Below are 9,692 nucleotides of genomic sequence, written 5' to 3'. Positions count from 1 at the left end.
TTTTTTTGTGCTAAAGCAAAGCTAGACTAGCTGCCCTAAAAAGAGCAACAAAACGCCCTCGATCATCAAGTGTTTTGTCTAGTGTCTAAGACGATCTGTAATATATAGCCTAATCTCTTAAGCTTTTCAAGCTAATAAACCACCATGGAATCGCCCGACAATCTTTTAGCCGATTGGCGTGACCGAGCCAGGCGCTTGCAAGCAGAGATCAAAAAAGTCGTCGTAGGTCTTGACGAGTCGGTGGAAAAGATCATCCTCGCCGTCTTCGCCCAAGGTCATATCCTGCTCGAAGGAGATGTGGGCGTAGGCAAAACCACCTTACTGAAGGCAGTCGCTCGGACTTTAGGCGGGGGTTATGAACGAATCGAGGGCACCATAGACCTGATGCCCAACGATCTTATTTACCACACCTACATCGACGAGAACGGCAAACCCCGCGTGGATCCTGGTCCCTTGCTCAGACACGGGGAGCAACTTGCAGTCTTTTTCTTTAACGAAGTCAACCGCGCGCGCCCCCAGGTACACTCCCTGTTGCTGCGGGTCATGGCCGAGCGCAGCGTTTTCGCGTTCAACCGCGAATATCGTTTTCCTCACCTGCAAGTGTTTGCCGATCGCAACCGAGTCGAAAAAGAAGAAACTTTCGAAATTCCTTCCGCGGCTCGCGATCGCTTTCTCATGGAGATCCACATCGAAATCCCTGCCGACTCGCAACATAGAGTCGCCCTTATCTTCGATCCCCGCTTCCACAACGTGGACGCGATAATCAATACGCTGCAGCCGGTCGTTCCCTACCACCACATCGCCACCGTTGCTCCGTTAATTCAAGGCTACGTTCAGGCCAGCCCGGCCTTACAGCGCTATGCCCTAAACCTCTGGCAGGCAACCCGTACCCCGCAAGACTTCGGCATCCACCTCGAGGGAGTAAACATGGCCGAACTCGTTCTGGCCGGCGCGAGCACGCGGGGTATGAGCATGCTGCTGCGCGCCGCCAGGGTGCGAGCTTGGCTGCAGGGCCGCGATTATCTAGAACCCGAAGACCTTCAGTACATCTTTCACGAAGTCATCGGACATAGGCTCGTGCTTGCTCCTATCTACGAACTGCAGCGAGAGACTCTAGTCAAAGGCTTGACTTCAGCGATTCTCAATCGGATCAGCGCGCCTTGAAGGAGTTTCATTACCGCATCGCCTGGCGTACCCGCAGCGTTCGTCCAGGCCATCACCGCAGTCACACGGCAGGAAGCGGATACGAATTCCGAGGGCACACCACGCTCATCGATTACCCCGATCCGCGCAAGCTCGACATCCACGCGACTTTACACGACCCTTTTGGCCAATACAAAGTCAGGCAATTTAGCCAAACAAGCACAATTCCGGTGTTTGCGATCGCCGACTTGTCGGCTTCGATGGCCATCGGTCACAAACCGCAACTTCTCTCCGAGCTGGCGACAGCGGTGGCTTATTCCGCCTACCGGACCGGCGATCCATTCGGTTTTCTCGGGGTCAACGACCAAATCGCGCTTCATTTTCCCTTGCGCTTATCTAAAAGCCGGGCTTTGGAACTCAAGCGCCGTCTTGCGCAAATTCGCTTGCAAGGGGGCAACGGCGCGCTGCATCGCCTCACCGCTTACCTAGGCACCAAGCGCGCGCTAATTTTTCTGCTTTCCGACTTTTACTTTCCTTTAAGCGAGGTGCAGGCTCTGCTTGCCCAGCTTCAGCCGCACGACGTGGTACCGCTCGTCTTGGGGCTAGAGTCCGAACGGCAGCCGCCTGCGCGCTGGGGTTGGGCCAGGCTCTACGACCCAGAGACCGGTCGCCATCGCTTCTTGTGGCTGAGCCCTTCGAGTAAGACCCGATTGGACGCTGCCTTTTGCGACCACCGCGCCCAACTGACCGAGCTGTGCCGTCGTTACGGTCGGCCGCCGCTTTTTGTGGAAGACAGGTTCCACCCAGACCGTTTAACTCGGTATTTTCTGGAAACATGCGCTTGATCGGATTTTGGCTTATTTGGCTCATCGCCACCGCAACCCCGGCGGCGCCGCCTGTAGCCGTGGAATTTAAGACCCCTCCACCGTTCGGTTACGGTGTCGGCTCGGTTATCCGCCACCAAGTCGAACTTTTCGTGCCAGCGCCTTGGCAGCTCGACATCGCTCAGTTGCCTACCAAAGGGCCGCTCAATCCTTGGCTTGAGATTCGCGATTTCGCCTACGAACACTGGCAGCAAACCGGAGGGAATCGCTACCGCCTGCGGATCGACTATCAGATCTTTCCTTCCTTGCCCCAAGCTCTGACCTTAGAAATCCCTTCGCTACCCTTACCGCTCACCGCTCCGGCGGGCAAGCAGCAAACCATTTCCATCCCCGCTTGGGCGTTCACCGCCCATCCTTTAATTCTGCCGCAGTGGAGCGATGCCCAAGTCGAAGTCCGCCCGCTGTGGCAACCCAAGGAGGCCGATCTCGATCGCCATAAGCAACGCTTAGTTCGAATCGGTATCGCCTTACTCCTGGCGAGCGCAGTTTTCGTTTGGCGAAGCGCGCGCAAGCGGCGCCTTCCCTTTGCCAAAGCCTTGCCCAAGGTTTGCCGGGCCGCCCGCCAAGGCGAGATCGAGGCGGCTTTCCGGGCGTTTCATCAGGCCTTAAACGAAACCGCAGGTCAGGCGCTCTTTGCCGGTCAGCTCGCCGACTTCCTCACCAAACGACCCGCATTTGCCCCGCTTGAACCAGAGCTCAAGCAGTTTTTCCAGGCCTCCAAGCGGTTTTTCTACCGCTTGCATCCGCCGCCGGAAGAAAATTGGTCGCTTGGATTAGTGAAGCTGTGTCGGGCGTGCGCTCAGGCTGAGAAGCGATGCCGGAAATAAGTTTTTCCCAGCCGGGGTGGCTGTGGCTGTTGCCTTTGCCAGCGCTTATATTTTGGCGGCCGGGTGGAAATTGTCTCCCCTATCCGGCGCTTTTCTTGTTATCGCACGATAAGCGGTCGCAGCGCTTGGACCGAGCACAAAAGTGCCTGTTGGCTGGATTCTTGGGTTGTTTGATCCTCTCCGTGGCCGGCCCGTTTCTTAAAGAACAAAAAGTGGCGCGCCTCGGCACCGGCGCCCACATCGTTTTGACCATCGATCACAGCAGCAGCATGAATGAAAACTTCGCTGGCCGCTACCTTGGCGGTGCCGCCCCGGAAACCAAAAGCGCGGCGGCGCGCAGGCTGCTGGTGGAGTTCATCCAACGGCGGCAGCCGGATCTGTTCGCGGTGGTGGCGTTCAGCACTGCCCCGCGGCAGATCCTTCCCCTGACTGCAGACAAACCTGCGCTCATCGCCGCCGTCCGCGCCATAGGGCAGCGTGGTCACGGGATCACCAACATCGCCCCGGGACTTTCGATGGCGCTGGAGACCCTGCGCGCTCATCCCTTAACCGGCGCCCGGGTGATCCTCTTGGTGTCCGACGGCGGGGCGCGCATCGACCAAGACGTTCAAGAGCGCTTGCGGCAAGAGTTTCAGGACTTGGCGGTGCGCCTGTACTGGCTTTATCTGCGCACCCCGACCAGCGTCAGCGTCCTTCATCCCCCGGCGCGGGCGTTGACAGAAACCACCGCTCCGGAAATCTTCCTGCACCGCTACTTCCAGACCTTGGGCGTTCCCTACCGGGTCTTCGAAGCCGAGAACCCGGAAAGCCTGGCCGCCGCCATCGCCACCGTGGAAGCTCTGGAAAACCAGCCGCTTGTCTACTTCGAAACCCTGCCCCGCCGGGATCTGTCCCAATACGGTTTTGCGCTGGCTTTGGCTTTGGGACTACCGCTTTTGGCCTTGACTGTGCTGGAGGTCGATCGATGGCTCGCCTAACCAAGGAAAGCGCGTTGGTCGCTGCCATCTTTTTGGGCTTAGGGGCAGCGGCAGGATGGGAAGGGTTTCAGGCCTATCGCGCGCTGCGTTACAACCGCGCCCTGGCCGAGATCCACAGCCTGCAACCGGATGCGCATACCGCGCCCGAATTGCTCGCGGCCAAAGCCAACCGCTACGCGCAAGAAGGCAAGCTCGAAGCGGCGCTGCGCTTGTACAACCAAGCCTTGCCTAGAGCTTCTGGCGCGTTAAAACAAAAGCTGAGCTACAACTTGGGCACGCTTTATCTGCGCGAAGCGGCGGGTCTGTGGAACCGGCAAGGGGTCTGGGCCTACCCGCGCGTAGTCACGATGCTGGGTCTGGCGCGCGAGCACCTGCGCGAGGCAGTTCGGCTGGATCCAAAAGACCTAAATGCCCGTTACAATCTAGAATACGCCTTGCGCATCGCGCCACCGCCGCGCGAGCGCGAACCGGCCAAGTGGCAAGGGACCAAAGCCAGCCTGTTTTCTACCCTGCCGGGCCTGCCTCACGGAGGACCATGATTTCCCGCAAAGCCGCTCGGATCGGGCTGTGGATTCTGGCCTTGGGACTGCTGAGCGCTGCTTTGTTCCGGCCGACCTGGACCCTGCCGCAACGCCTGCCCCGTTATCTTATCGTGCTCGACATCACCCAGAGCATGAACGCGCGCGATTGTCATCTCGAGGGTCTGCCGCCGGACCGGCTCTCGTTCGCCAAGGCCGCTTTGGATGCGGCGATCGTGGCCCTGCCGTGCGGTGCGGAAGTGGGTCTTGGCGTCTTCACCCACAAGCGCGTCCAACTGCTGCTCGAACCTATAGAAACGTGCCAACACGCCCCTGCCCTGCGCGCTGCTCTAAGGAACATCGATTGGCGCAACGCTTGGGCGGCCGACAGCTACATCGCCTACGGCCTGTTTGACGCGCTGCGCCTTGCCGCAAAACTCAAGACCGATCTGGTCTTCGTGACCGACGGCGACCAGTTCCCTAAAACCGCCCGCGACCCGCTCTTCTCTGGCCGCCCCGCTCAAGTCGGCGGCTGGTTGGTGGGCGTCGGCACCCCCCGCCCAGTTCCCATCCCCAAGCTCGATCTAGCCGAGCAAACCCTTGGCTATTGGCAAATGAGCGATCTGCCACGCCCGGCGGAATCGAGCCGCTACCCAACCCAAATACCCGCCGAACGCGCCGAGCTCCTCCTTTCCCACCTTGATCTTACCCGTCTGCGTCGCCTCGCCGCCGTCACCGATCTTGCCTACTTGACCCTGCACACTCCCCAACAACTCGCTGAGGCTTTGCGCCAACCGCGCTCGGATTGGCTGCGACCGGTAGCGGTGGATGCGCGTCCCTGGCTCGGGTTGGGGGCGCTGCTGGCAGTCGCACTGGCAGTCTTGGTTTGACGCCTACGCGTTTGGTCCTCATACTTTGGTTCTTATCGACTCGATCGGCACGCTTCATGCGCATTCACTTGATCGCCGTCGGCAGCCGCATGCCCGGCTGGATCCAGGAAGGATTTGCGGAATACGCAGGGCGCCTGCCCAAAGAATGCGCTCTGCGCTTACAGGAAATCCCTTTGCGAAGGTACCGCGCGCAAGGAGATAGAAACCGTCAAATCGCCGCCGAAGGGGCGAAGATGCTCGCGGCCATCCCTGAGGGCGCCTACGTGATCGCTTTAGATGCAAGCGGCGAGCATTGGTCCACCCCTGAACTGGCAAGGCGCTTGGCCGGATGGCTGCAGCAAAGCCAGGACCTGGCGCTATTGGTCGGCGGCCCGGAAGGGTTGGCCCCGGCCTGCTTGGAGCGGGCCGCGATCCGCTGGAGCTTGTCGCGGCTAACCTTTCCCCACCCCCTGGTGCGCATCCTGGTGGCGGAACAGCTCTACCGCGCCTGGAGCCTACTTAAGGGACACCCTTACCATCGCTAGCCGTGGTTGCGCCACAGATTATCTTAGCCTCAGCCTCTCCGCGCCGACGTGAACTGCTGGACCAAATCGGGGTCACATATGAGGTCTTCGCGCCTAAAATAGACGAAACGCCGCAATCTGGCGAATCTCCGTCTGCGTACGTAATGCGCCTCGCCCGAGCCAAAGCCAAGGCGGCCCAGAAGACGGCGCAAGCCAAGCCGGTGCTTGGGGCGGATACGGCGGTGGTCATCGACGGCGAGATCCTGGGCAAGCCACAGGATCAGGCGCAAGCTTTGGCTTACCTGCGCCGGCTTTCCGGCCGCTGCCACCTTGTCCTGAGCGCGGTGTGGTTGGAGCTGGCCGATCCGCGCTTGAGCCTTGGGGCATTGAGCGAAAGTCGGGTCTACTTTCGCGAACTGAGCGAGGCGGAGATCGCCGCCTATTGGCGCACCGGCGAGCCGCGCGATAAAGCCGGCGCTTACGCCATTCAAGGATTGGGAGCGGTGTTCGTCAAACGCCTAGAGGGCAGTTTCTCTGGCGTGATGGGTCTGCCGCTGTACGAGACCGCGAACCTGTTAAGGAAAGCAGGAATTGACGTGCTATGAGCGACGAAATCCTAATCAACGTCACCCCTCCGGAGACCCGGGTCGCGGTGGTAGAAAACGGAATTTTGCAAGAACTGTTTATCGAACGCACCCGCCGCCGCGGGCTGGTCGGAAATATCTACAAGGGGCAAGTGGTGCGGGTCCTGCCGGGAATGCAGGCGGCCTTCGTCGATATCGGCTTGGAGCGCTCGGCCTTCCTGCACGCCTCCGACTTGAACGCCAAGCAACTGCAGGCCAGCCCCAACGGGGGGATCGAGACCCTGCTGCAGGAAGGTCAAGAACTCATGGTGCAGGTCAGCAAAGACCCGATCGGCGGCAAAGGGGCGCGCCTGACCACCGAGATCACCATTCCGTCGCGCTATCAGGTGTACATGCCTTTTGCTTCGTTTTCCGGGGTCTCTCAGAGAATCGAATGCGAGGCCGAACGCGAACGCCTAAAAAGCTGCATCGACGCCTTCCGCGAGGAGTATGGCAGCGGCGGCTATATTGCCCGGACCGCCGCCGAAGGGGTGGACGAATTCGTCCTGCGCGCCGACATGCTGTTTCTGTTTAAGCTATGGAACGCGATCCAAGAGCAATACGCTCAAGCTCGCGCGCCCAGCTTAGTTCATCAAGATTTGCCCCTGGCAGTGCGGGCGCTCCGCGATCTGTATCGGGGCAAAGTCGAGAAGATCCGGGTAGACTCGCGCGAGGTTTACCAACGCTTGGTGCGGTTTGCCGACGAATTCATCCCCGAAGTCGCCCCCCTGATCGAGCTCTATACCGGCCCGCGCCCGCTGTTTGACATCTACGGAGTCGAAGACGAGATCCAAAAGGCCTTGCAGCGCAAGGTCCAGCTCAAATCCGGAGGATTTTTGGTGTTCGATCAGACCGAGGCGATGACCACCATCGACGTCAATACCGGCGGCTTCGTCGGGGGACGCAACCTCGAGGAGACGATTTTCAAGACCAACATGGAGGCGGCCCAAGCCATCGCCCGCCAGCTGCGCCTGCGCAATCTGGGAGGCATCATCATCATCGATTTCATCGACATGCAGGACGAAGAGCACCGCCGCCAAGTCCTTAAGGCGTTGGAAAAAAGCCTAGAAAAAGACCACGTTAAAACCTCCATCAGCGCCGTCTCCTCTTTGGGTTTGGTGGAAATGACCCGCAAACGCACGCGCGAAAGCCTGGAACAAATTTTGTGCGAGCCCTGCCCGAGCTGCGGTGGCCGCGGGGTGCTCAAGACCGCCGAAACCACGTGCCTGGAAATCTTCCGCGAGATCATCCGCGAAGTTCGCCAGTACGAAGTCAAAGCGCTCTTAGTGCTCGCCTCCAACGAGGTCGTCGAGCGGCTGCTCGACGAGGAAGCCCCTACCTTGGCGGAGCTAGAACGTTCCCTCAACGTGCGGATCCGCTTTCGCGCCGAGCCGCAGTACAATCAGGAACAATACGACGTCGTCCTGCTTTGACTCGGCTTCTTTTGCATCGCACCTTGCGCCTGAGCCTCTGGCTGAGCTTGATCGGCCTGGCGCTTGTTTTACTTGCTCTGCGCTTTTGGCTGCTGCCCCGCAGCGACCAATTCCGCCACCCGCTCGAGAAGAGCTTGAGCTTGTACCTCCACCAACCCGTCCGCATCGGCCACCTTCAAGCCGGCCTAGACGGCATCGCCCCGAAGCTGCGCCTGATCGCAGTCGCCGTCGGCCCGCCCGAAGAGGCCCGGCTTCAGTTTGAGGAGGTAGAGATCAAACTCGACCTTCCTGCCAGCCTCCGAACTGGGCGGCTGCAACCGGCGCAGGTCAAGATCCTAGGAGCGCGCATCGAAATCGCGCAAGACGCAAATGGCCGGTTTCACGTCCTGGGGCTTCCGGCGGGCGGTAAAGAGCTTATCCCTGCCTGGCTGCTGCAAGACGGGCGCTTTGAGTTGCTCGGCGGCACGCTGGTCTGGCACGTTGGCAGCCGCCCTAGGCTCTGGCGCAATCTTGACCTGCGCTTGGCCAATCGTGGCCCCGAACATCGGCTTTGGGCGCGCTTTGCAGCTCCTGAAGCGTTGGCCGAGCAAGCCAGCGTAAGCGCTAAAATCCAAGGCGATCCCAACACGCCCAACTGGGAGGCCGAGTTTCAGATCCACCTTAAACAATGGCAGCTGACAGGGCTTAAAGCCTTTTTGCCAGGAGAATTTAGGCGCAACCTTCAGGGCCAGGGGACTCTAACGCTTCAGGGAACGTGGCGGCCTGCGCGCTGGCAAGCCACTGCCGAGGTCGACTTGCACCGTTTGACCTGGCGCCCTTCCTGGCTGGCACAGCCGCTCGAGCTACACCATTTACGCGGCCAAATCCGCGGCCACTGGGATAACAACGGCTGGCAGGTGCATGCCCAACCGCTGCACCTCAATAACGCCGACTTTGAAGCCTACGCGCAACTGCGCTTGGCTCGCCCGGCGCAAGAGGCTCCCTATTTGGCTCTGAGCGCTGACTTTCGCCGGCTGAAACTGGCCAATCTGGACGCCTATCTGCCCTCCCGCGCCACCCCGGGTTTGGTTCGCTGGCTGGCGCGCAAACCGCTGCACGGCACCGTTTCAGGCCATCTGGTGTGGCGCGGAAGATGGCCAGGCTTTCCGCTCCGCGACCTAAGCGAAGCGCGGTTGAGCGGCCCGCGCGTTCGCATTGAATTTCACCCAAGCTGGCCGGCGCTGGCTGCAACCGATCTGAGTCTGACATCCCGCGACGGCCGGATCACCCTGGCCGCACATCGAGGACAGCTGGCCGATGTTCCCATCGAATCTTTAAGCGCCAGCTTGGACAGCACCGCCTCGGATCCCGTCTTAACGATCCAAGGACACAGCCGCACCTCCGTTGCAAACCTCCTTAAGGTTCTCGAACGCTCTCCTCTGGCTCCCGCGGTCGCAAAATTGACCGCAAAAACCCGCCTAGCCGGTCGCGCCGCGGTACTCTTAGACATTTCCCTCCCCGTTCAACGCCCCAAAGAGTACCAAATCGACGGTCGGGTCGAGCTGCAACAGGCGGCCTGGCAGCTTACAGAGCAAGCGCTCGGCCTAAACGCCTTAAGCGGCGAGCTGCGCTTTAGCCGACACCGGTTGACCGCGCGCTTGCACGGCAAGCTAGGGCAGCAACCGGCGCACCTTGAAGCCGACGTAGACCGCGATCGCACCCGTTTGACCTTGCTCACTCAACTGACGCCCGAAGTTTTGCCTTCAGCAGCGCTCCGCCCTTTGGTTAAGGGGACGACCTCAGCCGAGCTGGCCTTGGAGTTGAGCCACACGCCAAACACTCCCGCTCGCCTTCGCTTGCGCTCCCAGCTGCAAGGTCTGGCAGTCCACCTTCCTTACCCCTTAGGCAAGCGTGC

10 protein-coding genes are annotated in these 9,692 nt (G+C 60.3%); all 10 read left to right on the top strand.

The genetic code is table 11. The features are described 5' to 3' along the window. The first annotated feature begins 144 nt into the window (after positions 1–144). Positions 145–1,164, top strand: coding sequence for an AAA family ATPase (locus tag ACYQ3M_RS11325; protein ID WP_460036194.1), 1,020 nt, complete (start codon positions 145–147; stop codon positions 1,162–1,164). Further along, positions 1,161–1,988 (top strand): DUF58 domain-containing protein, encoded by an 828-nt coding sequence (locus tag ACYQ3M_RS11320; protein WP_460036193.1) that lies wholly within the window; start codon positions 1,161–1,163, stop codon positions 1,986–1,988. The genes ACYQ3M_RS11325 and ACYQ3M_RS11320 overlap by 4 nt, the downstream gene beginning before the upstream one ends. Next, positions 1,979–2,854 carry a hypothetical protein gene (locus tag ACYQ3M_RS11315; protein WP_460036192.1) on the top strand — a complete coding sequence of 292 codons (876 nt, stop codon included), beginning with the start codon at positions 1,979–1,981 and terminating at the stop codon, positions 2,852–2,854. The genes ACYQ3M_RS11320 and ACYQ3M_RS11315 overlap by 10 nt, the downstream gene beginning before the upstream one ends. Before the next feature lie 125 nt (positions 2,855–2,979). Next, positions 2,980–3,831, top strand: a complete 852-nt coding sequence (locus ACYQ3M_RS11310) for a vWA domain-containing protein (RefSeq protein ID WP_460036191.1) — start codon at positions 2,980–2,982, stop codon at positions 3,829–3,831. Then, complete coding sequence (locus tag ACYQ3M_RS11305) at positions 3,819–4,370, top strand: tetratricopeptide repeat protein (RefSeq protein WP_460036190.1); 552 nt, start codon at positions 3,819–3,821, stop codon at positions 4,368–4,370. Before ACYQ3M_RS11310 ends, ACYQ3M_RS11305 begins: the two co-directional genes overlap by 13 nt. Beyond that, a complete protein-coding gene (locus ACYQ3M_RS11300; protein WP_460036189.1) occupies positions 4,367–5,239 on the top strand; it encodes a VWA domain-containing protein in 873 nt (290 codons plus the stop codon). Before ACYQ3M_RS11305 ends, ACYQ3M_RS11300 begins: the two co-directional genes overlap by 4 nt. A gap of 56 nt (positions 5,240–5,295) precedes the next feature. Then, positions 5,296–5,763 carry a 23S rRNA (pseudouridine(1915)-N(3))-methyltransferase RlmH gene (rlmH, locus tag ACYQ3M_RS11295; protein ID WP_460036188.1) on the top strand — a complete coding sequence of 156 codons (468 nt, stop codon included), beginning with the start codon at positions 5,296–5,298 and terminating at the stop codon, positions 5,761–5,763. A gap of 2 nt (positions 5,764–5,765) precedes the next feature. Next, positions 5,766–6,347 (top strand): Maf family protein, encoded by a 582-nt coding sequence (locus ACYQ3M_RS11290; RefSeq protein WP_460036187.1) that lies wholly within the window; start codon positions 5,766–5,768, stop codon positions 6,345–6,347. Continuing rightward, positions 6,344–7,798 carry a ribonuclease G gene (rng, locus tag ACYQ3M_RS11285; RefSeq protein ID WP_460036186.1) on the top strand — a complete coding sequence of 485 codons (1,455 nt, stop codon included), beginning with the start codon at positions 6,344–6,346 and terminating at the stop codon, positions 7,796–7,798. The genes ACYQ3M_RS11290 and rng overlap by 4 nt, the downstream gene beginning before the upstream one ends. Before the next feature lie 23 nt (positions 7,799–7,821). After that, positions 7,822–9,692, top strand: a 1,871-nt coding sequence (locus ACYQ3M_RS11280) for a YhdP family phospholipid transporter (RefSeq protein WP_460036185.1), incomplete at its 3' end; no start/stop codon positions are given.

It is taken from the genome of Methylothermus subterraneus (genome assembly GCF_054656915.1).
Note: the sequence above shows the minus strand (reverse complement) of the source record. Positions and strands in the feature narration are given on the sequence as shown.

Excerpts from the sequence above, each read along its gene's own strand:
- ACYQ3M_RS11325 (WP_460036194.1), top strand. The coding sequence starts at position 145 with ATGGAATCGCCCGACAATCTTTTAGCCGATTGGCGTGACCGAGCCAGG.
- ACYQ3M_RS11315 (WP_460036192.1), top strand. The coding sequence starts at position 1,979 with ATGCGCTTGATCGGATTTTGGCTTATTTGGCTCATCGCCACCGCAACC.
- ACYQ3M_RS11305 (WP_460036190.1), top strand. The coding sequence starts at position 3,819 with ATGGCTCGCCTAACCAAGGAAAGCGCGTTGGTCGCTGCCATCTTTTTG.
- ACYQ3M_RS11300 (WP_460036189.1), top strand. The coding sequence starts at position 4,367 with ATGATTTCCCGCAAAGCCGCTCGGATCGGGCTGTGGATTCTGGCCTTG.
- rlmH (WP_460036188.1), top strand. The coding sequence starts at position 5,296 with ATGCGCATTCACTTGATCGCCGTCGGCAGCCGCATGCCCGGCTGGATC.
- rng (WP_460036186.1), top strand. The coding sequence starts at position 6,344 with ATGAGCGACGAAATCCTAATCAACGTCACCCCTCCGGAGACCCGGGTC.